Origin of the sequence: Streptomyces griseofuscus (assembly GCF_014673495.1) — a bacterium.
GTDB classification, from domain to species: Bacteria; Actinomycetota; Actinomycetes; order Streptomycetales; family Streptomycetaceae; genus Streptomyces; species Streptomyces murinus.
The window spans coordinates 8,018,394-8,044,826 of the sequence record NZ_CP051006.1 but is presented as its reverse complement, the minus strand read 5'-3'; the positions used below and the strand labels follow the sequence as shown (position 1 = coordinate 8,044,826).

26 protein-coding genes and 2 pseudogenes are annotated in these 26,433 nt (G+C 73.1%); 20 read left to right on the top strand and 8 right to left on the bottom strand.

From position 1 onward, the window contains the following. The first annotated feature begins 2 nt into the window (after window positions 1-2). From HEP81_RS36465 to HEP81_RS36430, 8 genes and pseudogenes are all read left to right on the top strand, one after another. Complete coding sequence (locus tag HEP81_RS36465; protein WP_243279714.1) at window positions 3-1,160, top strand: serine hydrolase domain-containing protein; 1,158 nt, start codon at window positions 3-5, stop codon at window positions 1,158-1,160. Then, a complete protein-coding gene (locus HEP81_RS36460; RefSeq protein ID WP_051850061.1) occupies window positions 1,157-2,740 on the top strand; it encodes an alpha/beta hydrolase in 1,584 nt (527 codons plus the stop codon). Before HEP81_RS36465 ends, HEP81_RS36460 begins: the two co-directional genes overlap by 4 nt. Window positions 2,741-2,829: 89 nt before the next feature. Continuing rightward, window positions 2,830-2,928: pseudogene (locus HEP81_RS36455) on the top strand. Between the two features lie 584 nt (window positions 2,929-3,512). Beyond that, entirely contained in the window at window positions 3,513-4,256 is a 744-nt protein-coding gene (locus tag HEP81_RS36450) for an HAD family hydrolase (RefSeq protein WP_037653974.1), read from the top strand. After that, on the top strand, window positions 4,253-6,640 hold the full coding sequence (locus HEP81_RS36445; RefSeq protein WP_037653973.1) for a glycoside hydrolase family 65 protein: 2,388 nt from the start codon (window positions 4,253-4,255) through the stop codon (window positions 6,638-6,640). Before HEP81_RS36450 ends, HEP81_RS36445 begins: the two co-directional genes overlap by 4 nt. Window positions 6,641-6,804: 164 nt before the next feature. Then, on the top strand, window positions 6,805-7,545 hold the full coding sequence (locus tag HEP81_RS36440) for a LamG domain-containing protein (RefSeq protein ID WP_051850071.1): 741 nt from the start codon (window positions 6,805-6,807) through the stop codon (window positions 7,543-7,545). Between the two features lie 38 nt (window positions 7,546-7,583). Then, complete coding sequence (locus HEP81_RS36435; protein ID WP_037653972.1) at window positions 7,584-8,342, top strand: PIG-L deacetylase family protein; 759 nt, start codon at window positions 7,584-7,586, stop codon at window positions 8,340-8,342. Window positions 8,343-8,422: 80 nt separating this feature from the next. Further along, a complete protein-coding gene (locus tag HEP81_RS36430; protein ID WP_037653971.1) occupies window positions 8,423-8,638 on the top strand; it encodes a hypothetical protein in 216 nt (71 codons plus the stop codon). Window positions 8,639-8,717: 79 nt separating this feature from the next. Here the strand turns inward: HEP81_RS36430 and HEP81_RS36425 are convergent, their stop codons facing one another. Then, window positions 8,718-9,287 carry a putative immunity protein gene (locus tag HEP81_RS36425; protein ID WP_243279713.1) on the bottom strand — a complete coding sequence of 190 codons (570 nt, stop codon included), beginning with the start codon at window positions 9,285-9,287 and terminating at the stop codon, window positions 8,718-8,720. Between the two features lie 73 nt (window positions 9,288-9,360). Here HEP81_RS36425 and HEP81_RS42425 point away from each other — a divergent pair, with 73 nt between their 5' ends. From HEP81_RS42425 to HEP81_RS36415, 3 genes are read left to right on the top strand one after another with little or no spacing between them, the layout of a single operon-like run. Further along, on the top strand, window positions 9,361-9,966 hold the full coding sequence (locus tag HEP81_RS42425; protein ID WP_338058756.1) for a cation-transporting P-type ATPase: 606 nt from the start codon (window positions 9,361-9,363) through the stop codon (window positions 9,964-9,966). Next, window positions 9,960-10,346, top strand: a complete 387-nt coding sequence (locus HEP81_RS41820; protein ID WP_243279711.1) for a hypothetical protein — start codon at window positions 9,960-9,962, stop codon at window positions 10,344-10,346. The genes HEP81_RS42425 and HEP81_RS41820 overlap by 7 nt, the downstream gene beginning before the upstream one ends. Continuing rightward, window positions 10,319-11,353, top strand: coding sequence for a cytochrome c oxidase assembly protein (locus HEP81_RS36415; RefSeq protein ID WP_037653969.1), 1,035 nt, complete (start codon window positions 10,319-10,321; stop codon window positions 11,351-11,353). Before HEP81_RS41820 ends, HEP81_RS36415 begins: the two co-directional genes overlap by 28 nt. Before the next feature lie 55 nt (window positions 11,354-11,408). On the opposite strand, the gene HEP81_RS36410 is transcribed toward HEP81_RS36415, so the two are convergent. Then, window positions 11,409-11,999, bottom strand: a complete 591-nt coding sequence (locus tag HEP81_RS36410; RefSeq protein ID WP_037653968.1) for a helix-turn-helix domain-containing protein — start codon at window positions 11,997-11,999, stop codon at window positions 11,409-11,411. On the opposite strand from HEP81_RS36410, the gene HEP81_RS36405 reads away from it, so the two are divergent. Together HEP81_RS36405 and HEP81_RS36400 are read left to right on the top strand one after the other, a co-directional pair. Next, window positions 11,998-12,513, top strand: coding sequence for a GNAT family N-acetyltransferase (locus HEP81_RS36405; RefSeq protein ID WP_037653967.1), 516 nt, complete (start codon window positions 11,998-12,000; stop codon window positions 12,511-12,513). The genes HEP81_RS36410 and HEP81_RS36405 overlap by 2 nt on opposite strands. Window positions 12,514-12,677: 164 nt before the next feature. After that, on the top strand, window positions 12,678-14,093 hold the full coding sequence (locus HEP81_RS36400; protein WP_106979888.1) for a chloride channel protein: 1,416 nt from the start codon (window positions 12,678-12,680) through the stop codon (window positions 14,091-14,093). On the opposite strand, the gene HEP81_RS36395 is transcribed toward HEP81_RS36400, so the two are convergent. Next, the gene (locus HEP81_RS36395) at window positions 14,085-14,639 is read right to left on the bottom strand and encodes a YciI family protein (protein ID WP_037653965.1); all 555 of its coding nucleotides are present in this window, start codon (window positions 14,637-14,639) and stop codon (window positions 14,085-14,087) included. The two genes, HEP81_RS36400 and HEP81_RS36395, sit on opposite strands and share 9 nt — an antisense overlap. A 135-nt stretch (window positions 14,640-14,774) precedes the next feature. Here HEP81_RS36395 and HEP81_RS36390 point away from each other — a divergent pair. The 4 genes and pseudogenes from HEP81_RS36390 to HEP81_RS36380 all read left to right on the top strand — a co-directional run. After that, window positions 14,775-15,612: pseudogene (locus tag HEP81_RS36390) on the top strand (alpha/beta hydrolase); the annotation flags it as partial. An 18-nt stretch (window positions 15,613-15,630) separates the two neighbouring features. Then, complete coding sequence (locus HEP81_RS42770) at window positions 15,631-15,762, top strand: hypothetical protein (protein ID WP_421673962.1); 132 nt, start codon at window positions 15,631-15,633, stop codon at window positions 15,760-15,762. Between the two features lie 54 nt (window positions 15,763-15,816). Then, a complete protein-coding gene (locus tag HEP81_RS36385) occupies window positions 15,817-16,410 on the top strand; it encodes a YdeI/OmpD-associated family protein (RefSeq protein WP_037653964.1) in 594 nt (197 codons plus the stop codon). 124 nt (window positions 16,411-16,534) lie between these two features. After that, window positions 16,535-17,002, top strand: a complete 468-nt coding sequence (locus tag HEP81_RS36380; protein ID WP_037653963.1) for a GreA/GreB family elongation factor — start codon at window positions 16,535-16,537, stop codon at window positions 17,000-17,002. 19 nt (window positions 17,003-17,021) lie between these two features. Here the strand turns inward: HEP81_RS36380 and HEP81_RS36375 are convergent, their stop codons facing one another. Together HEP81_RS36375 and HEP81_RS36370 are read right to left on the bottom strand one after the other, a co-directional pair. Beyond that, window positions 17,022-19,523, bottom strand: a complete 2,502-nt coding sequence (locus HEP81_RS36375; protein WP_037653962.1) for an ATP-dependent Clp protease ATP-binding subunit — start codon at window positions 19,521-19,523, stop codon at window positions 17,022-17,024. A 23-nt stretch (window positions 19,524-19,546) separates the two neighbouring features. After that, window positions 19,547-20,515 carry a Dyp-type peroxidase gene (locus HEP81_RS36370; protein ID WP_037654078.1) on the bottom strand — a complete coding sequence of 323 codons (969 nt, stop codon included), beginning with the start codon at window positions 20,513-20,515 and terminating at the stop codon, window positions 19,547-19,549. Window positions 20,516-20,618: 103 nt separating this feature from the next. Here HEP81_RS36370 and HEP81_RS36365 point away from each other — a divergent pair, with 103 nt between their 5' ends. Beyond that, window positions 20,619-21,008 carry a thioesterase family protein gene (locus HEP81_RS36365; RefSeq protein ID WP_190276068.1) on the top strand — a complete coding sequence of 130 codons (390 nt, stop codon included), beginning with the start codon at window positions 20,619-20,621 and terminating at the stop codon, window positions 21,006-21,008. 6 nt (window positions 21,009-21,014) lie between these two features. Here HEP81_RS36365 and HEP81_RS36360 read toward each other — a convergent pair whose 3' ends face one another. The 3 genes from HEP81_RS36360 to HEP81_RS36350 form a co-directional block, all read right to left on the bottom strand. Then, a complete protein-coding gene (locus HEP81_RS36360; protein ID WP_037653961.1) occupies window positions 21,015-21,353 on the bottom strand; it encodes an NUDIX domain-containing protein in 339 nt (112 codons plus the stop codon). Window positions 21,354-21,426: 73 nt separating this feature from the next. Beyond that, a complete protein-coding gene (locus HEP81_RS36355; RefSeq protein WP_037653960.1) occupies window positions 21,427-22,326 on the bottom strand; it encodes a YegS/Rv2252/BmrU family lipid kinase in 900 nt (299 codons plus the stop codon). A gap of 34 nt (window positions 22,327-22,360) precedes the next feature. Then, window positions 22,361-23,953, bottom strand: coding sequence for an FAD-binding oxidoreductase (locus HEP81_RS36350; protein ID WP_037653959.1), 1,593 nt, complete (start codon window positions 23,951-23,953; stop codon window positions 22,361-22,363). 132 nt (window positions 23,954-24,085) lie between these two features. On the opposite strand from HEP81_RS36350, the gene HEP81_RS36345 reads away from it, so the two are divergent. After that, window positions 24,086-24,694, top strand: coding sequence for a TetR/AcrR family transcriptional regulator (locus HEP81_RS36345; RefSeq protein ID WP_037653957.1), 609 nt, complete (start codon window positions 24,086-24,088; stop codon window positions 24,692-24,694). Next, window positions 24,691-26,256: a glycerol-3-phosphate dehydrogenase/oxidase gene (locus HEP81_RS36340; protein ID WP_037653956.1), complete on the top strand. Its 1,566-nt coding sequence runs from the start codon at window positions 24,691-24,693 to the stop codon at window positions 26,254-26,256. Before HEP81_RS36345 ends, HEP81_RS36340 begins: the two co-directional genes overlap by 4 nt. Window positions 26,257-26,433 lie beyond the last annotated feature (177 nt).

Genomic DNA, 26,433 nt, shown 5'->3' with positions numbered 1-26,433 from the left:
TCGTGGCCTGGGCCGTCACCCTGGTCCTGCTCGCCGCGCCCCTGGCCGCCGCCCGGGCACCGGCCGCGTCCCGGCCCTGCGCCACGCACGAGGCGGTACGGCGGTCGGTGCAACGGCTGGTCACCGAGGACCGGATCCCCGGGGCCGCGGTCCTCGTCAACGGGCGGTCCGCGGTGCCGGGTTGCGCCCGCTGGGCCGTCACGGACGGGGTCGCCGACCTGCGCACCGGCCGCCGTACGAACACCACGGACCGGCTGCGGATCGGCAGTATCACCAAGACGTTCACCGCCACCGTGGTCCTGCAACTCGCCGCCGAGCACCGGCTGTCCCTGGACGCCCCGGTCGAGCGCTATCTGCCCGGCCTGATCCAGGGGCATGGCCACGACGGCCGCCGGATCACCGTCCGACAGCTCCTCCAGCACACCAGCGGTCTGCCCGACTACCTCGAAGCATCCGAGTGGGCGAACCCGGAGGCGCTGCGCCGTCGCCACTTCGAACCACGTGAACTCATCGCCGACGCAATCCGGTTGCCGCGTCCGGAACAGTCCTGGCACTACGCGACCACCAACTACGTCGTCGCCGGGCTGATCGTCCAGGCGGTCACCGGCCACTCACCCGAGTCGGAGATCACCCGGCGCGTCATCCTGCCCCTCGGGCTGCGCGACACCTACTGGCCCGGCGACGACCCCCGGATCCAAGGCCCCCATTCCCAGAGCTACTTCACGGACGCCGCAGGCCACCGGGCCGACGGCACCGACTGGAACATGACCTTCGGGGACGTCGGCGGCGCCCTGGTGTCCACGCCGGAGGACCTGACACGGTTCGCCACCGCGCTGTTCGGCGGGCGGCTGCTGCCCATGGCCCAACTCGCGGAGATGCGGCGCACGGTGGCCGCCGACCCCGACCGGCTCTGGCCCGGTGCGCGCTACGGACTCGGTCTGATCACGACCCCGCTGTCCTGCGGCGGCGCCTGGTGGGGGCATGCCGGGACGGTGCCGGGCGGGCACCGGGCGCTGGTGGCCGTGGGACCGGGCGGGCGCAGTGTCGCCGTGGCGCTGAACGCGGTACCCGCGACGCTCCAGGCCGAACTGGACTTCCTCGACGTCGTGGACAAGGCCTTCTGCGACGAAGGCTCCCCCAACGGAAGGACAACCGCATGACCGCCTCACTCGTCGCGGACGACCTGCGCCGCGGGCACCGCTTACGCGGGCTCATCGCACGGACCGGCCCGGTGGCCGCGCTGTGCCTGGCCGGGGCGCTCACCCTGAGCGCCGCCCCCGCCGCCCCGGCGACCCCCGCCGATCCCCTGGCCCGCTACCACCACCAGCACCTCACCTGGAAGAGTTGTCTGCTCGGCCCGGACGACGAGACCGGCAAGGAGCTGGCGCAGGCGGGCGCCCAATGCACCGATGTCACCGTGCCGTTGGACTACACACACCCCGACGGACGTACGATCACCGTCGCGCTCTCCCGGATCCGGGCCACCGACTCCGCGCACCGCATCGGCGCGCTCGTGCTCAACAGCGGCGGCCCCGGCGGGCAGACCATCGGTGATCCGCCGTGGGTGCGCAAGGCGATGAAGGACGCCGGCGGACGGTACGACGTGGTGGGGGTGGATCCCCGCTTCGTGGGCCGCAGCACCGCGCTGGACTGCGGATGGCCGACCGGCAGCATGATCCGCGGCGCGGGCAAGGGCCGCGCCGAGTTCGATCACATGACGTCCTTCTCCGCCGATCTCGCCCGTCGCTGCCGCACCCGCGCGGGCGACCTGGTGCCGTACGCGAGCACCCGCGACACCGCCCGCGACATGGATGTCGTCCGGGCCGCGCTGGGCGAGCGCCGGATCTCCTATCTCGGCTACTCGTACGGCAGTTACCTCGGCGAGGTGTACACCACGATGTTCCCCGGTCGCACCGACCGGGTGGTCCTCGACGGTGTGATCGACCCCGCCCGCTACGGTCCCCGGCTGCTGCGGGGCACGGAAGCCGCCGGGAAGCACGCCCTGAGCGACTGGGCGGACTGGACCGCCGCCCGCGACAAGGACTACGGACTGGGCCGTACCAGGAGCGCGGTCCTCGCGACGCTGGAGGCGATCCAGTCGGCCGCCGAGCGCGCTCCGCTGCGGGTGGGCGGCTACCGGGTGGACGACCGGATCGTCCCCACCGTCATCTTCAACGGCCTCTCCCAGGACAACCCCACGGCCTTCGGCGACTTCGCCCAGGGGGTGCGGGATCTGCGGCGCGCCGCCGAGGGGCGCCCGGTGTCCCCGTCCCCCTGGCTGACCGGCGTGCTCCAGTTCCTGCTGACGGGACACGACTCCGGCTACGGCAGCGCGCAGACGGCGATCCTGTGCGCCGACGGGAGTGCGCCCCGCGATCCGGAGTCCTACTGGCGCGATCTGCGGCGGGCCGACCCCGAGGACCGGCTGTTCGCTCCCGTCACGAACAACATCAACGCCTGCGCGTTCTGGGCTCCTCCGCGTGAGGCGCCGACCACCATCCGCGCCGACCTCCCGGCGCTGCTGGTGAACGCCACCGGCGACCCGCGCACCCTCTACTCCGGCGCCGAGACGGTCCACCGCGGCTGGCCCAGCTCCCGCCTGATAACCCTGCACGACGCCGACCAGCACGCGGTCTTCGGCATCTTCGGCAGCGCGTGCGTGGACAACGCGGTGAACGCCTACCTCGCGACCGGCCGGCTGCCCGCAGCGGACATCTCCTGCCCTCGGGCCCGTCCCTGACGCGTCAGGGACACATCAGCACCCGGTCAGGGGCCGCTGCCATCCTCTTCTTGTGAACGGAACGGGGCACCACCCCGGACCGGGAACAAGGAGAGGTGCCCGGAGTGGTTTATCGGGGACCGACGAGCTCGCCTCGAGGTCGGATCCTTATGGGGTCCACGCAGGTTCAAATCCTGCCCTCTCCGCCAGTACGGTCCCCCTCCGGTCCTCGCCGGTACGGGATTCGCTCCGGTCCTCGTCCTCCGCCGGCGGGGACCAGGGCTGCTCCGGGGGCGGCGGCCCCTCCCACGCGCCGCGAAGCGTCTCCTTGAGGGTCTTCGGCGGGGTCTCCTTCTCCTCGTGCACATGCATGAGCCGAGCGGTGCTCACCCGTATGTGGCACTGGTGTCCTCGCAGCCCGACGAGGACCACCCACGAACCGTCCTGGGCCAGAAAGGCGTGCCGCGCGGGCCGGTCCCCCGGCTTGGCGTAGCGGGTCAGGGTGGTCGGCAGGTAGTGCAGCGCCGCGTCCTCGGCCACGGCGGCGATCCTGGCCTCGTCCCCCTTGACGCGGTGCGCGGCCGCCAGCTTCCAGTGATGCAGCCTGAACTCGATGGCCTGGAGATGTTTCGTGTCCCGTATGTCTTCCTCGATGAGGATGTACCAGTCAGCACTCATGATCAGCGCATCCTGTCATGCGCCCCGGCGCACGCCTCCCCCGAGCGGGTGCCTTCCGGCGCGCCGGTCCGGTGTCCCCGCGCCGTCGGTCGCCGGTGGCTCCTAGCCTCGGAGCATGCCCCGGCTTCCCGCACATGTACGCGCCTGTCTGTTCGATCTCGACGGCGTGCTCACCCAGACCGCCAAGGTGCACGCGGCGGCCTGGAAGGAGATGTTCGACGCCTATCTACGCGAACGCGCGCAGCGGGAGGGCACGGAGTTCGTGCCCTTCGACGCGGTGCGGGACTACGACGAGTACGTGGACGGGCGGCCCCGGGAGGACGGGGTGCGGACCTTCCTCGCGGCGCGCGGGGTGCACTTGCCCGAGGGCTCGCCGCAGGATCCGCCGGACGCCGAGACGGTCCAGGCGCTGGGCGCCCGCAAGAACGAGCTGGTGCTGCGCCGGATCCGGGAGGACGGGGTTGAGCCGTACGAGGGCTCGGTCCGCTTTCTGCACGAGGTCCGCGCGGCGGGTCTGGCCTGCGCGGTGGTGTCGTCCAGCGCGAACGCCCGGGACGTACTGGCCGCGGCCGGTATCGCGGACCTGTTCGACGAGCGGGTCGACGGGGTGGTGACCCGCGAGCGGCAATTGCGCGGCAAGCCCGCTCCGGACACCTACCTGGAGGCGGCGCGGGAACTGTCCGTGGAGCCCGGCGCGGCGGCGGTGTTCGAGGACGCGCTGGCGGGTGTCGAAGCCGGGCGGGCGGGACGGTTCGGGCTGGTCGTGGGGGTGGACCGGGTGGGGCAGGCGGAGCAGCTCCGGGCGCACGGCGCGGACATCGTCGTACGCGACCTGGCGGAACTTCTGGAGTCGCCGTGATCACACATCCCAGCTACACCGTCGAGCCCTGGTCCCTGCGCGAGACCGAGCTGAACCTGGATGTGCTCGCGCAGAGCGAGTCGGTGTTCGCGCTGTCCAACGGGCATGTCGGCTGGCGCGGCAACCTGGACGAGGGCGAGCCGCACGGGCTGCCGGGCGCCTATCTCAACGGCGTCCACGAGCAGCATCCACTGCCGTACGCGGAGGCCGGTTACGGCTATCCCGAATCCGGCCAGACCGCGATCAACGTCACCGACGGCAAGGTCATCCGGCTGCTGGTGGACGACCACCCCTACGACCTGCGCTACGGCCGGCTGCTGTCCCACGAGCGGGTCCTGGACTTCCGTACCGGGGTGCTCAGCCGCACCGCCCGCTGGACCTCGCCCGGCGGGCGCACGGTCCGGATCACCTCACGGCGGCTGGTGTCCTTCACCCAGCGCGCGGTGGCCGCCGTGGTCTACGAGGTGGAGCCGGAGGACGGCCCGGCCTCGGTGGCCCTCCAGTCCGAGCTGGTCGCCAATGAGCAACTCCCCCATGTGGAGGGCGATCCCCGGGTCGCAGCCGCGACCGAGTCCCCGCTGACGGCCGAGGAGCACTACGCGGAGGAGACCCGGCTGCGGCTGGTGCACCACACCGACCGCAGCGGGCTGCGGGTGGGCGCGGCGGCCGACCATCTGGTGGAGGGACCCGAGAACACCCGCTGGTCGGCGCAGTGCGAGCCCGACGTCAGCCGGTTGACGGTGACCGCGGACCTGACGCCCGGACAGCCGTTGCGGCTGGTGAAGTTCGTGGCCTACGGCTGGTCCGGGGAGCGTTCGCTGCCGAGCATGCACGACCAGGTGGACGGGGCAGTGGCGGTCGCCGTCAGCACCGGCTGGGACGGTCTGGTCGCCGAACAGCGGGCGTATCTGGACGAGTTCTGGGCGGGCGCGGACGTCGAGGTGGAGGGGGACGCGCAGATCCAGCAGGCGGTGCGGTTCGCTCTCTTCCATGTGCTCCAGGCGGCGGCCCGCGGCGAGAACCGGGCGATCCCCGCGAAGGGTCTGACCGGGACGGGGTACGACGGGCACTCCTTCTGGGACACCGAGGCGTATGTGATGCCGGTGCTGACATTCACCGCGCCTAAGGCGGTGGCGTCCGCGCTGCGCTGGCGGCACAGCACCCTGCCCGCGGCCCGCGAACGCGCCCGTCAACTGGGCCTGGAGGGTGCGGCATTCCCCTGGCGGACCATCAACGGCGCCGAATGCTCCGCCTACTGGCCGGCCGGGACCGCCGCGTTCCACATCAACGCGGACATCGCACTGGCCACGGTCCGGTACATCGCGGCGACCGGGGACGAGGAGTTCGAGCGCGGGGTGGGGTTCGACATCCTGGTGGACACCGCCAGGCTGTGGCGCTCCGTCGGTCATCACGACCCGGAGGGCGTCTTCCACATCGACGGGGTCACCGGGCCCGACGAGTACAGCGCCATCGCCCGGGACAACCTCTACACCAATCTGATGGCCCGCCAGAACCTGCTGGCGGCGGCCGATGTGGCCATCCGCCATCCGGACCGGGCCGACGAACTCGGTGTGGACGACGAGGAGGCCGCGGCCTGGCGGGACGCGGCGGCCCGGATGGCGATCCCGTACAACGACGCCCTGGGTGTGCACGAACAGTCCGCCGGATACACGCACTTCCAGCGCTGGGACTTCGAGGGGACCCCGCCCGAGAACTATCCGCTGCTGCTCAACTACCCCTACTTCGACCTGTATCGCAAGCAGGTGGTGAAGCAGGCCGATGTGGTGCTGGCGATGATGGAGTGCCCGTACGCGTTCACCGAGGAGGAGAAGGCGCGCAACTTCGCCTACTACGAGGCGCTGACGGTGCGTGACTCCTCCCTGTCGGCGTGCTGCCAGGCGGTGCTCGCCGCCGAGACCGGGCATCTCCGGCTGGCGTACGCCTATCTCGCCGAGGCCGCGCTGATGGACCTGGACGACCTGGAGCACAACACCCGCGACGGGCTGCACATCGCCTCCCTCGCCGGGACGTGGATCGCCGTCGTCGGCGGCTTCGGCGGCCTGCGCTGGCATCTCGGCAAGGACGAGCGGCCGGATGTGCTCGGCTTCGCGCCGCGGTTGCCCGAGGCGCTGTCCCGGGTGGTGTTCACGGTGCAGGTGCGCGGGCGCCGGCTGAAGGTGGACATCGGTCCGACGCAGGTGTGCTACCGGCTGGTGGAGGGCGACCCGGTGACAGTCCTGCACTACGGCGACCCGGTCACCGTGGCCACCGACGCGCCGCAGGACCGCCCGGTCCCGCCCCCGCCGGTGCACCCGGAGCCGCAGCAGCCCCGGGGACGGCGCCCGGAAGGACTGGCCGAGCAGGACGAGACGGCGGAGCAATAGCCGTACGGACGGCCCGAGTTCGCCGTCCGCGGGAGCGCCTGCCGGGGGCCGGTCGCCGAGTGGGCATACCGGCCGTTCACCCGGATGGGTATATCCGGCCAAGACTCGCGGCGCGGGCGCATGACCGGCTCCCAGGCGGTGAGACATCGGTCATGGAGATGAACATGGACGAACCGCCGCGGGGCGACCCGTTATCGGGCGCCCCGCGTTTCCCGGCCGCGACCGATGTGGTGTTCACGGCGGACTTCGCCTCCACGACCCAGTGGGTCGCGGGCCGTTCGCGGGCGTTCCCGGGCGGTGGCCCGGCTCATCCGGACGAGGACCGGCTGGACAGGCTGGTGCCCGATCCCGGCTACTGCCGCTCGGGCGTCTTCCGGGCCACCCGCCGGGCGGACGGCCGCTGGGACACGGGGCTGCTGACGACGGAGGGCAGCCGGGAGGGGTTCACCGTGCAGCCCGGCGATGTGCTGGAGGCACGCGTCCGGCTGCCCCTGGAGACCGGCGCCTGGCCCGCGATCAGGACCTGGCGGGACGGCGGTCAGGGGGTGGACGTGTTCGAGTACCACGTGGACAACCCCGACCATCTGGAGTTCACCAACCGTGTGCGCAGCGCCAGTTGCTACCTCCATGACGAGGCGGTCCGGCCCGGCGCCTGGGTGGATCTGCGCACCGAGTTCGGGCCGCGCTGTGTGATCTGGTCGCTGAACGGCGCCTCGGTCTTCGCCGACCACCGGGGCGTGGGGCAGGCCTGGCGGGCCCATCTCATCGTCGCTCTCTCGGTGTGCGCCGGGCGCTACCACCCGCCGCCGGAGCCGGCGACGAGCGAGATGTCGTTCGAGGTGAGCGGCCTGACCGTGCGCCGTCCCCAGGGTGACGGTCGGTCGGCGTACGCGCGGCCGGTGTGAGCCGTCCGCCAGATCCCCGTCACGAAGGTGGTCCGTCCATGTCCGTACCGAGTCTGCTCGCGGTGTTCGCGCACCCGGACGACGAGTCGCTGTCGGCGGGTGGGGTGCTGGCCCGGCATGCGGCCGCGGGCGCCCGTACCGGCGTCGTCACCTCGACCTGGGCCGCGGACACCGGTCGCGCCGCCGAGCTGGCCGAGGCACTGCGGATCCTCGGCGCCGGGGAGCCCCGGCTGCTGGGGTACGCCGACGCGCGGGTGCCGCGGTCGGCGCCGGGCCGCGCGCGGTTCTGCGACGCGCCGCTGGACGAGGCGGTAGGGCGTCTGGTGGCGCACATCCGCGCGTTCCGCCCGGAGATCGTCGTCACGCACGACGCGTACGGCGGGGTGACGGGGCATCCGGATCATGTGCACACCCACCGGGTGACGATGCTCGCCGCCCAGGCGGCCGGGCTGGCGCGGTTCCATCCGGACGCCGGTGCTCCCTGGCAGCCGCGCGCCCTGTACCTGGCGACCCATCCGCACTCGGCCGTGCCGGCGCTGCGGGCGGTGGTCGGGGAGCGCAAGACGGCCTACAGCGTGCCGGACGAGCAGGTGACGGCGGCGGTCGATGTCGGACCCTGGCTGGAGCGGAAGATCGCCGCCGTGCTGGCGCACCGTTCCGAGGTGGAGCGCGGGGCCGTACCGGGTCTGCTCGCGCGTCTGTCCGTACCGGAGTGGAGGCGGCTGATGGGCACGGAGTGGTTCATCCGGCACGATCTCGCCACCACGGCACCGGCGCGCACGGAGCTGACCGTCTGACCGGCCGCCGAGAGGCGGGCGCCCGGCCGATTGGCCATGCTGGGCTGAGACCGGCAGTTCTGCGCGACAAGGAGCACGGCATGCCGATGGACGCGATCGGACGATTCATGGCGGCTCTGGACCCCGACCAGCGGGCGGCCATCGGCGCGAAGCCACGCGCCGAACAGCAGCAGCTGGCCGCGGCCTGGGAGCGGGAACTGGAGGCCGACGACGAGCTGGACACCCTGGACGAACTCTCCCCGCCGGCGGCCGAGGCCGAGGCGGCGCGCCGCGTCCTGCACCGCGAGGCGGGCTGAGCGACGGACGACCGCGTCAAGAAGGACCGCCTCGCGGAGCGCTGAGTGACAGAGCGCTGGCTGGGGACGGTGGCATGGCTCACGCGCGCAGCGCGCCGTCCAGGCCCCGCAGGTACTCCCCCACCTGCCCACCCCCGGCGGGAGCCGCGGGCAGGCGGCCGAGGACGGTGGTGACGGCGGCCGGGGCGTGTGTGCGTGCCCAGGCGAGGGCGTCCGCGGCGACGGCCGGATCCCCGTCGGCCGCCAGTTCCCTCGCACGTGCGGCGTGGGCCGCCGCGCCGAGGATGTGTTTGACCTGGTGGGCGTCGGCGAGGGGGTGGAGAAACGCGGCGCCCGCCGCATGGCTCGCCGCGCGTGCGGCCTCGGCGGCGGCCGGTGCGGCGGGCTCGCGTGCCGCGCGGAACGCCGCGAAGCCGCTCATCCGCAGGGCTTGGGTGCGCCTGCCGCCGCCCGCGAAGGCACGGGCCGCCTCGATGGCCTCGCGGGGGCGCGGGTCGGCGGGAAGGCTCTGTTCGAACAGGTGCAGAACCCTGGCGGCGCAGTCGGCCGCGAAGCCCGTGATCTCCCGCAGCTCGTCCTCGGTCAGCGCTATCCGGTCCGCCTGGTCTGCGCGGCCTGCACGGTCCGTTTTGCTCGGCTTGGTCGGCACGGAGCCCATCCTGCCGTAGACCGGATCCACGGGCGGGGCCGTTCAGGCGCTTGGAGATGGACCGAACGGCCCCGTGGCGATCGCGGGGCGGACGCGGAGACTGGTGACCGAGCGGCCGGAAGGCCGGCGTCCCATCGGGCAGGAGTGTTCTCGTCATGCGGCAACCCAGCGGCAGCGACCTCGGCGGCCGGTCGTGGTGACCACGGCCGTGGGCGCCGGACCCGGTGCCGCGAGCGGAATCGGCGCGGCGGCGGCCCGGCCCGGCGAGGATGTGCTGCGCGAGCTGGAGGTGACACCAGTCGGCCTGACCGAGCAGGAGGCGGCGCGGCGGCTGGAGCGCTGGGGGCCGAACGCGGTCCGCTCCCACCGGGCGCGCGGGCTGCTGGTCCTCTGGCACCAGGTGCGTTCCCCACTGCTCGGTCTGCTGCTGGCCGCACGCCGTCGTGTCGTACTTCATGGGCGAGCGCAACGACGCCGTGATCATCGCGGTGATCGTGGCGCTCTCGGTGGGCCTCGGCTTCGTCAACGAGTACCGGGCGGAGAAGACCGCCGGTGCTGGTGCTGCGCGGCGGCCGGCCGCGCGAGGTCGACGTCACTCGACTGGGTGATGTGGTGGAGCTGCGGCTCGGCGATGCGGTGCCCGCGGATCTGCGCCGGGCGAGTCTGCCGCTGGTGCTGACCACGCTGGCGGTGGTCGTGGTGGGTGCCCTGATGCCGATCACCCCGCTCGCGCCCACCCTCGGCTTCCAGCGGCTCCCGCTCGGCTACTCCGCGGCGCTGGCCGGGATGGTGCTGTGCTGTCTCGCCCTGGTGGAGGTGGGCAAGCGTCTCCTCTACCGGACCCGGCCGGGTGAGACCGGTCCTCGCGCGGAGGTCGCCCACCGCCATCCGCGGCGCCGCGCGGCCCGCTTCAGCACCTCCGGCCGACCGGCCCACTGGGGCCGACCCTGCCGACGGGGCGCCTGCCGTCAGCGGCTACTGTCACCTGTCGTCCGGTGTGCTCCCTATAGGCAGGTGGAGGAAGCTTTTCCATGTCTGGTCACGCGACGGCCGTCGTAGCGGTCGGCAGCCTGCCGGAGCTGACACCCGCACGCGCGCTGGGATCGTGGCAGCTCGATGTGCCCGCGCTGATCCTGATCGCCCTCCTGGGCGGCCTGTACGGCTGGGGTGTGCTCCGGGTGCGCCGCGCGGGCGGAACCTGGTCGCCGGGCCGGACCCTCGCGTTCACGCTGCTGGGCCTCGGCGGGCTCGCGGTGGCCACCATGTCGAGTCTCGCGGTCTACGACCATGTGCTGTTCTGGCCGGCCGCGGTGCAGAACGTCCTGCTGGACCTCATCGCCCCGCTGGGCCTGGCCCTGGGCGATCCGCTGCGGCTCGCCATCGAGGCGCTGCCGGGCGAGGGCGGCGGGCGGGTGCAGAAGGTGATGAGCGGCCGGGTCGTACGACTGCTCACCTTCCCCCTGGTCAGCACGGCGCTGGTGCTGGGGACCGAGCTGACGGTCTACTTCACGCCGTACTTCGCCACCGCTCTGCGGGTCGGCTGGCTGCACGAGCTGATGTATCTGCATCTGCTGGCGGCTGGCTGCCTGTTCGTCGTACCGGTGCTCACCCGGGAGGAGGCGCTGCCCAAGTGGTGCAGTCACCCGGTGCGCGCGGCGCTGGTGTTCCTGGACGGCATCATCGACGCGGTGCCCGGCCTGGTGGTGATGACGCACGGCACGCTGATCGCCGGGGCCTGGTATCTGCATCACGCGCCCACCTGGTCGCCGGATGTCCAGCGCGACCAGCAGATCGGCGGCGGCGCCATGCTGAGCATCGCCGAGCTGGTCGCGCTGCCCTTCCTGCTGGCGATCCTGGTGCAGTGGGCGCGCGCCGAGCGTGTGCAGGCCGCGGCCCTCGACCGGCGGCTGGACCGGGACCTCACGCCGGTCGCGGCCCCGGTGTCCGCGCCGGGCCGTGCGGAGGCCGCGTCCGACGGGGCCGAGGCCGTACGGGTACGGCCCTGGTGGGAGACGGAGCAGAACGAGGTGGCTTCCCGGATCCGCCGCCAGCACGGCGAGGACTGACCGGCGCGGACCGACCGGCGGCACGGGCTGACCCGCACGGGCTGACCGGCACTGATCAGGGCTTGGCACCCCGGGTCAGGATGACGGCGTAGCGGCACTCCGCGCCGGTGGTGTTGGCGAAGACGCGCGGGGCGGGGTCGCCGAGTTCGAGGGTGTCGCCCGGGCCGAGTTCATGGATCTCCGTGCCGTCATGGAAGGTCAGCCGGCCGTCGAGGACCCAGACGACCTGGCGTACGAAGGCGAAGGCGGCGGCCGGGTACGGCACCCGGGCCCCGGCGGGCAGCCGGATCTCGGCGACCTCCGCGGGGAAGTGCGCACCGGTGATCTGGCGGCGCCGGTAGCCGGTGGCGGGGTCCTGCCATTCGGGCGCCTCGGTATGACGGCGCACGCCCGCTTCCTCGGCGGACTCCGGCCGTGTGCCCTCCGCGAGGGCGAGCAGCGAGGCGACGCTCAGCTGGAAGGCGGCGGACAGCTTGCCGAGCACGACGGCGGTGGGGCTGCTCTCGCCGCGCTCGATCCGGTTGATCATGGCGCGGGAGACTCCGGACGCCTCCGCCAGCTGGGCCAGGGTCCAGCCGCGCCGTTCCCGCTCCGCGCGGATCCGGGCCGCGATCCGCCCCACCAGGGGATCTACTATGTTGGACATGCTTCCAATATATGAGAGAGATCGTGCGGTGACCGTGCGCCCGGCGTGCGCCGGTGATGCGGAGGCGGTGCGTGCGATCCGCAACCACGCGATCGAGCACTCGACGGCCCTGTGGACGGAGATCCCGCAGTCGGCCGCCGAGGGCGCGGCCTGGCTGGCGCGGCATCTGGAGCGCGGTTCGGCGTTCGTGGCCGAGGCGGGCGGCGAGGTGGCGGGGTTCGCCGTGTTCGCGCCGTGGCGGGAGCTGGAGGGCTACCGGCACACGGTGGAGGACTCGGTCTACGTCCGCGAGGGCCGGCACGGGCTCGGCATCGGCTCCACCTTGCTGACCACGCTCATCACGGCGGCGGGCGCGGCGGGCCATCACCTCATGATCGCTGGGATCGAGGCGGGCAACGGTGCCTCGATCCGGCTCCATGAGCGCTTCGGGTTCGAGCACGCAGGAACGGTCCGGGAGGCCGGGATCAAGTTCGGCCGCCGGCTCGATCTGACCCTCATGCGGCTGGCGCTCTGACCCTCATGCGGCTGGCGCTGGACGAAGCCGCCGCGCCCGGGTCCTTGGGCTGATCAGGCGCCCGCCGAGATGCGGGGCGGGGCGGGCGGCCGTTTACTGAAGCCCGCCCGGTGCGTTGCCGAACGCCGTCCGAGGGCGCCGAGGGCGGTGGAGGTGGAGCGGGCGTGAGCGGCACGGTCGGGCCTTCCGCGGCCGACGACGGTCGGTCCCGCGAGGCCGAGGACGGTCGATCTCGCGAGGCCGAAGACGGCCGGTCGCCCGCCGCCGACGACCCGGCGCGGGCTCTGCTGAGCCGCGGCTATCTCCGGCTGCTGGCACTCTCCCTCGCCCTGGGGGTGCCGATCGCGCTCGCCAGCTTCTTCTTCGTCAGCCTCCAGCACTGGCTCCAGCACCAGGTGTGGCAGGAGCTGCCGCACGCGCTCGGGCTCGGGCACGCCCCCTGGTGGTGGCCGCTGCCCACGCTGGCGCTGGCCGGACTGATCCTGGCCCCGATCATCACCCGGCTGCCCGGCGCCGGCGGGCATGTCCCGGTGCACGGTCTGGGCGGGGACCCCATCGGCCCCCGCGCCCTGCCGGGCGTGGTGCTGGCCGCCGTCCTCACCCTTCCGCTGGGCGTGACCCTCGGTCCCGAGGCGCCGCTGATGGCGGTCGGGTCCGCCCTCGCCCTGCTCGGGGTGCGCGCGCTGCGCCGGCACCCGGCGGACGCCGCCTCGGCGACGGTCGTGGCCACCGCGGGCTCCACCGCGGCCATCTCCACCATCCTGGGCGGCCCGGTGGTGGCCGCCGTCATGGTCATGGAGGCCGCCGGTCTCGCCGGGCCCCGGCTCGCCGTGCTGTTGCTGCCCTGCCTGGCCGCGAGCGGGGCGGGCGCACTCGTGTTCACCGGGTTCGGCCACTGGACCGGCCTGTCGATCGGCGCCCTCGGGCTGCCGAAGGTGCCCCCGGACACCGTCCCGGACGCGGGCGACTTCCTGTGGGGGCTGCCCGCGGCCGCGCTGATCGCCGTGATCGTCTCGGTGGCCCATGGGCTCGGCGAGCGCACCCACCGCTGGACCTCCGCACGGGGTACGGCGGTGCGCACCGTGGTGTGCGCCGTGGCCGCCGGGGTCTGTCTGACCGCGTACGCCCTGCTGACCGGCCGCTCGCCCGAGGAGGCGGCCCTGTCGGGGCAGACGACGCTCGGGCAGCTGGCCGAGAACCCGCACGGGTGGTCGGTGCTCGCGCTGGTGGCGCTGGTCCTGTGCAAGGCGCTCGCCTGGGGCATCAGCCTGGGCAGTCTGCGCGGCGGCCCGATCTTCCCGGCCGTGCTGCTCGGGGTGGCGACCGGGCTGGCCTGCGCGGGCCTGCCCGGACTCGGGACCGCCCCCGCGTTCGCGCTCGGCATCTCGGCTGCGGCGACCGTCGTCACCGGGCTGCCGCTCACCAGCTGCGTCCTGGCCGTCCTGCTGCTCGGCCGCGACGCGTACAACCAGATGCCGCTGCTCGTCCTCGCCGCGGTGACCGCCCTCCTGGTCAGCCGGCTGCGGGCGAGCCGTCGGCCGCGGCCCGCCCCGGCCGACGTCCAGGACACATCACTGTGAGCGGCCGCCGAACCGCCAGGGGTGGACCTCGATGTCGGCGTACCGGTCCTCGGTCAGCAGGGCGCGGGCGGCGGCCGGACCGGGAGCCCTGAGCAGGGCCGCGGTGCCGAGCCAGGCGGTGGCGTCGTCGGAGAGCAGGGGGCCGTAGGCGATCAGATCGTCGCCGCGCCCGGCCGGGACCGTGAGGTCGGCGGGCTCGCCCGCGCCGAGGCCGAGCACCAGGAAGCGGTCGCCGTCGGTGGGGCCGCCGGGGAAGTCCCACATGGTCCGCCCGAGCAGGTTGCGCCAGCGTCGCAGCAGCACGTCCCGGTAGACGCCCGCCTGGTAGCCGGGCTCGTCGAAGGCGAACGCGCGGGCCCTCGCGGCGTCCGGCAGGTCCAGGATGTGCACGCTGCCGGTGGGCGTCTCACCGTCCCCCGCGAGCGTCGGACCGCGGGCGATCATCTCCTGGGCGAACCGGTCCATGTACGACCAGTGCTCCTCCAGCAACTCCATGCGCAGGGCCAGGGAGTCGGAACGGTCGCGGTGGTGGCAGAGGAACTCCATGCGCACACTCTCTCGTGACCCGCCACTTGATCATCCCCTTTTCCCGGCGCCGGTGTCCCCGGTCCCGGGGCGGGGCGGGACGCACCCCGGGCACTCCGCGTGCGACACCCGGAGAAACCGTGCAGGGGGCGGGAGATGTTTCGAGGAGATCCGATGTCCGATGCCGTAGCGCCCCCGCAGCCGGTACTGGAGCCCGCGGCGGCCGAGTTCGCGGCGGCGACCGCGAAGCCGCCGTTCCTGTTCGACCTGCCGCCCGCGGAGGGCCGTAAGGCGGTCGACGAGGTGCGGTCCGGGGACATCGGGAAACCGGCGGTCGACGAGGAGTGGATCACCGTCTCGGGCGGCCCCACGGGCAGCGTCCGGGCGCGGATCGTGCGGCCCGCGGGAGCCTCGGGCAGCCTCCCGGTCATCCTCTATCTGCACGGCGCCGGCTGGGTGTCCGGCAATGCCCACACCCATGACCGCCTGGTGCGCGAACTCGCCGTCGGGGCGCGGGCCGCGGTGGTCTTCCCCGAGTACGACCTCTCCCCCGAGGCCCGCTGTCCCGTCGCCATCGAGCAGAACTACACGGTCGCCCGGTGGGTGGCGGAGCAGGGCGCGACCAAGGACCTGGACGGCTCCCGGACGGCGGTGGCCGGGGACTCGGTCGGCGGCAACATGAGCGCCGCCCGCACTCTGACGGCCAAGGAGCGCGGCGGTCCCGCGCTGGTCCAGCAGGTGCTGTTCTACCCGGTCACCGACGCGAACTTCGACACACCGTCGTACCACCAGTTCGCCACCGGCTACTTCCTGCGCCGCGACGGCATGCAGTGGTTCTGGGACCAGTACACGACCGACGCGACCGACCGCCCAGATCACCGCCTCGCCGCTGCGCGCCACCACCGAGCAGCTCAGCGGCCCGCCGCCCGCGCTGCTCATCACCGGCGAGGCGGATGTGCTGCGCGACGAGGGCGAGGCGTACGCGGCCAAGCTGCGCGCGGCCGGCGTCCCGGTGACCGCCGTACGGTTCCAGGGCATCATCCATGACTTCGTCATGCTCAACGCCCTGCGCGACACCCACGCGGCCCGTACGGCCATCGAGCTGGCGACCCGCACACTGCACCGGGCGCTGCACCCGAACTGACGCCGGTCACCTCCCGATTGACCGGCCCCGGGCCGACGGGATTTCATGAGGACCATGTCTGACGGCTCATCCCACGCGACCGATCCGGTGCTCTTCTTCGCCACCCCCGAGGAGTGGGAGAAGTGGCTGGAGGACCACCACGCGGACGCCACGGGGGTCTGGCTGAAACTCGCCCGCAAGAGCGTCGCGGGGCCCGACGGCGTCGACTACCGGGGCGCGCTGGAGGCGGCGCTCTGCTTCGGCTGGATCGACGGCCAGAAGCGGAAGCTGGACGAACAGCACTGGCTCCAGCGCTTCACCCCGCGGCGGTCCGCCAGCCGGTGGTCCCAGGTCAACCGGGAGAAGGCCACCCGGCTCATCGAGGAGGGCCGGATGCGGCCCGCCGGGCTGCGCGAGGTGGAGCGGGCCCGCGCGGACGGCCGCTGGGCTGCGGCGTACGCCGGTCCGCGCGCGGCCACCGTGCCCGACGACCTCCGGGCGGCCCTGGACGCCGAGCCGGCGGCCGCCGCGTTCTTCACCACCCTGGACAGCCGCAACCGCTACTCGGTCCTGCACCGGATCGAGGAGGCCAAGAAGCCCGGGACCAGGGCGGCCCGCATCGCGAAGTTCGTCGCCATGCTCGCCGAGGGGAAAAAGCTCCATCCCTAGCGAGCCGGGTCGCGCTCCCCCGCCGGTCCAGCGCATACGATGCGGAAGCGAACCCCCTTTTGTCCCGTTTCGTTTCCCTTCGATCCGCCTGGATCCGTCCCGATCCCCGTCGACTGGAGCAGCGATGACCGATGGCCCCGAACCGATCAGCGCCGAAGCGCGCAGTGCGCTGGAGCAGGAGCTGGCGGATCTGCGGGAGGAACGGCAGATGGTCGCCGGGACGCTGAAGGGCAATCCCGACGTGGGCGACCAGGCCGATCAGGCGGACGAGTTGCAGCGGGTGGACCAGCTCGACCGGCTGGAGCGGCGGATCGCGGACATCACCGAGCGGCTGCACGAGGCGGACCGGGCCGGGCCCGCGCGCACCGATGTGGTCGGAGTGGGCAGCACGGTCACCGTGCGGTTCGCTGACGGCTCGGTGGAGACGCTGTCCATCGGCGAGGGCGCCGAGGCCCTGGACCAGAACCTGGTCACCGAGGACAGCCCGCTCGGCCGGGCGCTGCTCGGGTGCCGGGCCGGGGACAGCGTGCGGTACGACACCCCGGACGGGCCCGCGAGCGCGGTGGTGGAGTCGATCGGCGGAGCGTCGTAGAAGACACCCGGAGGGCGCGTCAGCCCTCGGGCTCGCCGGCCTCGGGCTTGCGGACCGAGCAGTGCAGTGCGTCGTTCACCACGTCGGCGACGATCGTGTCCCCGGGCTCGGCCTCGCCGCTGAGCAGCAGTGTGGCGATGCGGTTGTCCAGCTCCGCCTGGATGGTGCGGCGCAGCGGGCGGGCGCCGAACTCCGGCTGGTGGCCATGGGCGATGAGCAGCTTCTTCGCGGCCTCCGTGACCTCCAGCGTCATGCCCTGGGCGTGCACCCGGCGCTTGCTCTGGTCCAGCAGATGGTCCACGATCTGCGACAGATCGTCCTCGGTGAGCCCGTGGAAGATGATGATGTCGTCGATGCGGTTGAGGAACTCCGGCAGGAAGCGGCCCCGCAGGTCGTCCATCAACTCGTCCTTCAGATCGGACACATCGCCCTTGTGGTCGAGGATGCGATGTGCGCCGATGTTGGACGTCATGATGATGACGCAGTGCCGGAAGTCGACGGTACGGCCCTGGGAGTCGGTCAGCCGGCCGTCGTCCAGGATCTGGAGCAGGGTGTTGAAGACGTCGGGGTGCGCCTTCTCCACCTCGTCGAACAGCACGACGCTGTACGGCTGCCTGCGCACCTTCTCGGTGAGCTGGCCCGCCTCCTCGTAGCCGACGTATCCGGGCGGGGCGCCGACGAGCCGGGCGACGGTGTGCTTCTCCTGGAACTCGCTCATGTCGAAGCGGACCATCCGGTCCTCCTCGCCGAACAGCAACTCGGCGAGCGTCTTGGCCAGTTCGGTCTTGCCGACACCGGTCGGACCGAGGAAAAGGAAGGAGCCGACGGGCCGGTTGGGGTCGCCCATGCCGGCGCGGTTGCGTCGTACGGCCTGGGAGACCGCGGTGACGGCCTCGTCCTGACCGACGATCCGGGCGTGCATCTCCTCCTCCAGCTTGAGGAGTTTCTCCTTCTCGCTGGCGGTGAGCTGGGAGACGGGGATGCCGGTGCGCCGGGAGACGATGTCGGCGATGTCGGAGGCGGTGACGGACACGACGCCCTCGCGCCGCTCCTCGATGCCGGCGAGTTCGGCCTCCAGCTCGGCGAGCTGCCGCTTCAGTTCGGAGGCCCGCTCGAAGTCCTCGGCGGACACGGCCTCCTCCAGCTCGCGGCGCAGCTTGGCGATCCGGTCCTCGCGGCTGACGACCTCGGTGGAGCGGCTGGCGCTGCGCAGCCGTACCCGGGCGCCCGCCTGGTCCATGATGTCGATGGCCTTGTCGGGCAGGAAGCGGTCGGTGATGTACCGGTCGGACATCTCCGCGGCCGCCACCAACGCGCCGTCGTCGAAGCGGACCTGGTGGTGCGCCTCGTAGGCGTCCCGCAGTCCTTCGAGAATCTGCACCGTCTCCTCGACGGTCGGCTCGGGGACCATCACCGGCTGGAACCGGCGCTCCAGGGCGGCGTCCTTCTCGACGTACTTGCGGTACTCGTCGATGGTGGTGGCGCCGACCACGTGCAACTCTCCGCGCGCGAGGGCGGGTTTGAGCATGTTGCCCGCGTCCATGGAGCCCTCGCCGGTGGCGCCGGCGCCGACGACCGTGTGCAGCTCGTCGATGAAGAGGATGATGCTGCCGCTCGCGGCCTGGACGTCCTCGATGACCTTCTTCAGCCGCTCCTCGAACTGGCCCCGGTACTGGGCGCCCGCCACCATGCCCGACAGGTCGAGCGCGACGACCCGCTTGTCCTTCAGAGTGTCGGGAACCTCGCCGGCCACGATCCGCTGGGCGAGGCCCTCCACGATGGCGGTCTTGCCGACGCCGGGTTCGCCGATAAGCACCGGGTTGTTCTTCGAGCGCCGGGACAGGATCTCCACGGTCTGCTCGATCTCCTCGGCGCGTCCCACCACCGGGTCCAGCTTGCCGGCCTTGGCCTCGTCGGTCAGATCGCGGCCGTACTCGTCCAGGGTGGTGGCCGGCTGCTTGCGCTCGGCCGGCGCGTTCTCGGTGCGGGCGGCCTGTTCGGCGAGGCCCGAGAGCTTCTGGGTGTCCATGCCCTCGGCCCGCAGCAGCCGGGCGGCACCGGTGTCGCTGTCGCCGAGCAGCGCGGCGAGGATGTGCTCGGGGCCGATGTACGAGACCCCGGCCGCCTGGGACTGCGCGTAGGCGGCGCCGAGGGTGCGCTTGGCGGCGGGGGTGAGCCCGGGTTGCGCGGAGGGCTGGCCGGACTCGTGCGGCAGGACCTTGGCGATCTCGTTCGCGAGGGTGTCGGGGTCCACGTCCACCTGGAGCAGCAGCCTGCGCGAGGGCTCGACCTTGGTGGCGGCCCACAGCAGATGCTCGGTGTCCAGGTCGGAGGTGCCGTCCTCGACGGCCCGCTGCGCGGCCAGATTGAGGAGTTGCTGCGACGACTCCGTCAGCAGTCGCCCGATCGGCACCCGCTGCACGGCGGGCGGCGAGGACGCCGGCGACATTCCGAAGAAACGATTCAGCAGTTCACTGAACGGGTCCTGAGAACCGAAGGGGGCGCCGAACGACATCGACATGAGAACTCCTGGTGCGCAAGGGGTCAGTTCTCACTGAACCCCGGCGCCGAGTGGCCCGCAAGCGGAGGCCGGGCGGGGAGATCGTCGAGGAAGGCGATGGTCGGCACATGGAAGAGACAGCCCGTGACCGGCACGGAGAAGTCGAGGATCCGGTCGTGCGACGCGGGGTCCCGGCCGAGGAACATATTGCGCAGCATGGACTCCGTGACCTCGGGTGTGCGTGCGTAGCCGATGAAGTAGGTGCCGAACTCGCCCTGCGCGATGTTCCCGAAGGGCATGTTCTCGCGCACGATCTTGCGTTCGTTCCCGTGCTCGTCGGTGACGGTGTTGAGGGCCACGTGGGAATCGGCGGGCTTCACGTCGTCGGGGAGTTCGATGTTGGCGAGCCTGGTGCGCCCGATGGTCCTCTCCTGCTCCTCGACGGACAGGGCGTTCCAGCCCTTCATGTTGTGCAGGTACTTCTGCACGATCACATAGCTGCCACCGCGGAAGTCAGGGTCCTCGTCGCCGATGAACACCGCGTCGTCCGCGATCTCGCCCTCGGGGTTCTCGCTGCCGTCCACGAAGCCGAGCAGATCGCGTTCGTCGAAGAACTTGAAGCCATGCACCTCGTCCACCACGGTGGCGGCGCCCTCCAGCCGCTCGGCGAACAGCCGGGCCAGTTCGAAGCAGAGGTCCATGCGGCGGCAGCGGACATGGAAGAGGATGTCGCCCGGGGTGCCCGGGGCCTGGTGGCGCGGGCCGTCCAGCTCCTTGAACGGATGCAGATCGCGCGGGCGCGGCCCGCTGAACAGCCGGCTCCAGGCGGCTGAGCCGATGCCGACGACGCAGCTCAGCTCCTCGGGCGGGGCGCGGAAGGCGACCGAACGGCGCAGGGCCGACACATCCTGCAACAGGTCCCGGACGGTGTCCTCGCCGCCCTGGTCGATGGTGACGACGAGGAACACGGCGGCCCTGGCGGGCGGGACGACGACGGGCTGCGACTCGGGCACGGGACCTGCCTCCTCGTACGGGGCGGAGCCGGACCGTTCCAGCATGGCCCGGCCCCGCGGGCTCGGCAGGTCGGAGCGCCGCTCGGCGCCTTAACGTGGGGAGATGCGCGACGAGGTGAGCGACGCCCCCCAGGTGTCCGATGTGCACCGGGTCACCGATGCCGACACCGCGCGGGCGCTGGGCAGCGGTGAGGTGCCCGTGCTCGGCACGCCCCGGCTGATCGCCTGGCTGGAGGCGGCGACCGTGCGCGCCGCGGCGCCGTTCACCGGTCCGGGCGAGACCACCGTGGGGACCGCCGTACGGGTGCGGCATCTGCGCGCGACGCACGTCGGCGGCCGGGTCGAGGTGACGGCCCGGGCGCCGGCCCGGACGGGCGCGCGCCGGCTGACCTTCGCGGTGCGGGCCGTCGACGCGGCGGGCCTGCCGGTCGCGGAGGGCGAGATCGACCGGGCGGTCGTGGACCGGCGGCGGTTCCTCGAAGGGGAACCCTGAGGCGGGTCACACGGGGGTGTGCCCCTCCAGGTAGTCGCGCACGGCCTCGGGCAGTGCGAGGCCCGCGGTCTCGCCGTTCGGCGTCCAGCGGATGTCCTCGGGGGCGAGCCGGGCGCCGTCCGAGGGGTCCTCGCTGAGGAGTTGGCACAGCACGGCCGGGCCGCCGTCCAGCGCCGCGGAACCGTCGGCCAGATAGCCGGTGAGTTCATAGACCACACGTGCGGCGGTGGCCTCCGCCGTCTCGGCCGGCTGCCCGGTGCCCGACGGCAGCCCCCAGCCGTCCGCCTCCCGCACCAGCAGCAGCCGGCCGTCGTACACGACGACGGCCTGTACGGCGCTCTCCATGCGCTTCCTCCCCCTTGTCCGCCGCTCCCCCGGTCGCTGCTCGCCTACCCAGACGGGCCGCCCCGCACACGGGTCAGGCGGTGTCCGCGGGCCGGTACAGCACCGGCAGATCCCCGGGCCGTACCCGGACGGTCACCGGCAAGGTGGCCTCCACCTCGCCGTCGGCGCCGTAGGGGACGGGGCCGGTGGACTCGATGCGCAACTCCTTGGCGCGCAGGACGCGTACTTCGGGGCGGCGTATGTGGGTTCCGGTCTTCAGTTCGTTCATCAGGGTGAAGAACAGCCGGCGGGGCGCCTCCTTGATCATCACGATGTGCAGCAGGCCGTCGTCGACCCGGGCGCCGGGGGCGATCTGCCGGCCGGAGCCGTAATAGGGGGAGTTGGCGGCGACGACCGTGTAGCCGCGGTGGGTGTGCTCCTCGCCGTCGACCGTGACGCGGTAGTCGGCGGGCCGCCAGGTGGTCACCGCGCGCAGGCCGCCCGCGTAGTAGGCGGCCGCGCCGCGCAGCAGCCGGGTCTGGTTGGCGTACCGGTTGGCCAGCGCGTCGACCCCGGCGTACACACTGCCGAGGACCACGGTGCGCCGGTGCACGGCGGACTCCACCTCGATGGTGTCCACGGGCCGGGGCTCGGCGTGCAGCAGGATGTCCGCGAGGGCGGCCGGGTCGGCCGGCAGTTCGAGGGCGCGGGCGAAGTCGTTGCCGCGTCCGGCCGGGACGATGCCGAACACGGTTCCGGTGCCGCTCAGGGCGCCCCCGATGCCACCGGTGATGCCGTCGCCGCCGACGGCGAGCACGATCCGGCCCTGCTCGCCGGCCTTTCGGGCGATGTCCTGGGCATGGGCCAGGCTGTGGCTGTACTCGGTCTCCAGACCGGCCCCGGCCTCCCTGAGCAGGCGGGCCACCTGGAGCAGCGTGGCCGCCGCGGTGGAGCCGCCCGCGGTCGGGTTGACGACGGCGGTGAACTGGCGCATCGGGAGTGCCTCCGGGGCAGGCGGTGGGGTGGGGTCAGTCGGTGGGCAGCAGGACGCCGGGGTTGAGCAGCCCGTGGGGGTCCAGGCGGCGCTTGACGGCGCGCAGTGCCTCGACGGCCAGCTCTCCGGTCTCCCTGACATACCAGTCGCGGTGGTCGGTGCCCACCCCGTGGTGGTGGGAGATGGTGCCGCCGGCGGCACCGATCGCCTCGTTGGCCGCGTGCTTGGCGGGCGTCCAGTGGGCCACCGGGTCCTCGCCCTGGGCGCTGACGACGGTGAAGTACAGCGAGGCGCCGTTCTCGTACACATGGGAGATGTGGCACATCACCAGGGGCGGAGTGCCCGCCTCGGTGAGGGTGTCGGTGAGCGCGGTGCGCACGGCCGCGTACAGCTCGGGGACGCGGGACCAGAAGGCGGCGGTCTCCAGGGTCTCGGCGAAGGCTCCGACATCGAGGAGGGCATCGCGCAGATACGGCGCGGAGAAGCGGCCGTGCGCCCAGCGCTCGCCGGACTCGGTGCCGAGCGGGGTGCCGCCGCAGCCGGTGAGGACGGCGGCGGCCCGCTCGCGCCGGTACGCGGTCTCCTCGGGCGTGCCCTCGTAGCCGGTGATGGCCAGGCAGCCGGCGTCGCTCTGGCCGAGCCCGGCGCCGATCTTGTCGGGCGAGGCGAGGCCGATGAGGGTCTCGGTCTCGTCGGACAGGCGCAGCACGGTCGGGCGCGGTCCGTCCTGGGCGAGCCTGCGCAGCGCGGCGGCACCCTCCTCGAAGGAGGCGAACCGCCAGCCCTCGTAGACCTTCGCCTCGGGCAGCGGGCGCACCCGTACGGTGACGGAGGTGATGACGCCGAAGGCGCCCTCGGAGCCGAGGATCAGCTGGCGCAGGTCGGGGCCCGCGGCGGAGCGGGGGGCGCGGCCGGTCTCGACGGTGCCCTCGGGGGTGGCGAGGGTGAGGCCGAGGACCATCTCGTCGAAGCGGCCGTAGCCGGCGGATGCCTGGCCGCTGGAGCGGGCCGCGGCGAAGCCGCCGATGCTGGCCCACTCGAAGGACTGCGGGAAGTGGCCGAGGGTGAAGCCCTGTTCGGCGAGGAGCGCCTCGGCCGCGGGGGCGCGCAGGCCGGGCTGGAGGACGGCGGTGCGCGAGACGGGGTCGAGGTCGAGCAGCGCGTCCATGCGGCGCAGATCGAGGGCGACGAACGCGCCACGCTCGGGGGCGAGTCCGCCGACGACGGAGGTTCCCCCGCCGAACGGGACGGCGGCCAGGGCGTGATCCGCGCAGACGCGCAGTACGGCCAGGACCTCGTCGTGGGTGGCGGGCAGAACCACGGCCTGCGGGACGTCGCTGACATCGCCGGTGCGGATGCGCAGCAGGTCGGGGGTGGACTTGCCGCGGGTGTGCCGGATGCGGCTCTCGGCGTCGGTGCGTACATGCCCGGCGCCGCCGACGGCCTCGGCGAGCGCCGCGAGGGCGGCGAGGCCGGCCGTGGGGGCGGGCAGGTCGAGGTCGTCCAGGGCGAGCGCGGGGGTGCTGCGCGGCTTGACGCCGAGCAGGTCGCGCAGCAGCCCGGTCACCGAGTCGGGCAGCGGTGCCGCCTTGGCCGGGTCGCCCCAGCCGTTCCACAGCATGTCCATTGAACGGTCGTCCTCACAGGTCGGTGGCTCGGTCCGGGCGGTGTCGGTCGGCCGTACGACGGGTCGCACGGGCTCGCCGCACGGCGACGGTCCGCTGGTTTCCGTCCGGCCCGGGGCGTTACACTGTTACACATGACGCCTATTCGTCACAACGGTACGGAAGACACGGAGAGCGATCCGATCCTCGACGCGGTGCGCGACTGCGTGCTCGCCGTCGGGGTCCGCCGCACGACCCTGGCCGACGTGGCCCGCCGCGCCGGTGTCTCCCGGATGACCCTGTACCGGCGCTGGCCGGATCTGCGGACGCTGGTGGGCGATCTGATGACCCGTGAGTGGATCGACGTGGCCACCCGGGCGATCCCCGAGCCCGCGCCCGGCCTCGACACGCGCACCAGGATGGTGGAGGGGCTGGTGGCGGGCGTCGAGGCGTTCCGGGCGCACCCGCTGTTCCACAAGATCGTCGACGTCGATCCGGAGCTGCTGCTCCCCTATGTGCTCGACCGGCGCGGGGCGAGCCAGCTGGCGCTGCTCGCACTGCTGACCGAGAGCCTGCGCGAGGGCCACGAGGACGGCTCCGTGCGCCGCGCACACACCGAACGGCAGGCGCGTGCCCTGCTGTTGACGGTGCAGTCCTTCACCCTGTCCCTGCGCACGATGACCGACGAGGACGACCCGGAGCTGGACTCCGCCGCCTTCCTCGGCGAGCTGCGCACCCTCCTGGAGAGGATCCTCAGGCCATGAGTCACACCGAGGCGATACCCGGCTCGTCCCTCAGCGCGGCCCGGCGTACCCGGGAACTGACCGAGGCGACGGAGGGGCGGGTGGCCGATGTGCTGGTCGTCGGGCTCGGCGCCACCGGGGCCGGGGTCGCCCTGGACGCGGCGGCCCGCGGTCTGGACGTCGTCGCGGTGGACGCCCAGGACCTGGCCTTCGGCACCTCGCGCTGGAGCTCCAAGCTGATCCATGGCGGGCTGCGCTATCTGGCGTCCGCGCAGTTCGAGGTGGCGCACGAGAGCGCGGTGGAGCGGGGGGTGCTGATGACCCGTACCGCCCCGCATCTGGTCTGCGCGCAGCCGTTCGTGCTGCCGCTGACGCCGATGGTGTCGACGGCTCAGGCGTCCATCGCCTGGGCCGGGTTGCGGGCCGGTGACATGCTGCGGCTGGCCGCGCGCACTCCCCGCCAGGTGCTGCCCGCGCCGCGCCGGCTGTCGGCGACCGAGGCACGACACCTCGCGCCCGCGGTGCGCGGGGCCGGGCTGCGCGGTGGGCTGCTGTCCTGGGACGGGCGGGTCACGGACGACGCCCGGCTGGTGACCGCGCTGGCCCGGACGGCGGCGGCGCGCGGAGCACGGGTGCTGACCCGGGTCCGGGTGCTGGAGCTGACCGGTGGCGGCGCCCGGGTCCGTGACGAACTCACCGGTGAGGAGGGCGAGATCAGGGCCCGTGTGGTGATCAACGCCGCCGGGGTGTGGGCGGGCGGCCTGGTCGACGGGATCCGGATCCGGCCCTCGCGCGGCACCCATCTGGTGCTGCGCTCGGAGCGGCTCGGGGAGCTGCCGGCCGGTCTGCACATCCCGATCCCGGGCGAGACCAACCGCTTTGTGCTGGTGCTGCCCCAGGGGGACGGCCGGGTGTACGTCGGCCTCACCGACGAGCCGGTCGAGGGGGGCATCCCCGATGTGCCCGAGGTGCCCGAGACAGACATCGGGTTCCTGCTGGACGTGCTCGGCTCGGCGCTGGACGTGCCGGTCGCCCGGGACGAGGTCGTCGGCGCGTTCGCGGGGCTGCGGCCCCTGCTGGACATGCCGGGGGGCGACGCGGGGGCCCGCACCTCCGACATCTCGCGCCGGCACGCGGTGCTGACCTCGGCGGACGGGGTGACCACGGTGGTCGGCGGCAAGCTCACGACGTATCGCCGGATGGCCCAGGACGCCGTGGACGCGGCCGTGGCGGCCAAGGGGCTCGCCGTGCCCCCCTCCCCCACGGCGGACCTGCCGCTGGTCGGCGCCGCCGCACCGGAGCGGCTGCGGGCCCTGCCGGTGCCCGGCCGTCTGGTCCGTCGCTACGGCACGGAGGCCCTCGCGGTCCACGCCCTCGCCACCGAGGACCCCGCCCTCGCCGCGCCCGTGCTGCCCGGCCATCCGGTCACCCGCGCCGAACTCGTCTGGGCGGCCCGGCACGAGGGCGCCCTGGACGAGTCCGACCTGCTGGACCGCCGCACCCGCATCGGCCTCGTCCCCGAGGACCGGGAGGCGGCGCTGGCGGTGGCGCGGGAGGTGGTGACGGAGGGGGTGCTGGGCTGAGGCGGGACGTCCGTGGGGGCGTTGCCGACTGGCGGCCGGGCCGGGGCGCGCACCTTTCCGAGGGCGCGCCGCCGAGAGGGCTCCGGAGGTGGCCGGTGATCCCGGCCGCGGCGAAGGGCTGCCGGCCGCGGCGCTCCGCGGGCGCGGTCGGGTCACGCTCCTGAGCGTCGAAGTAGG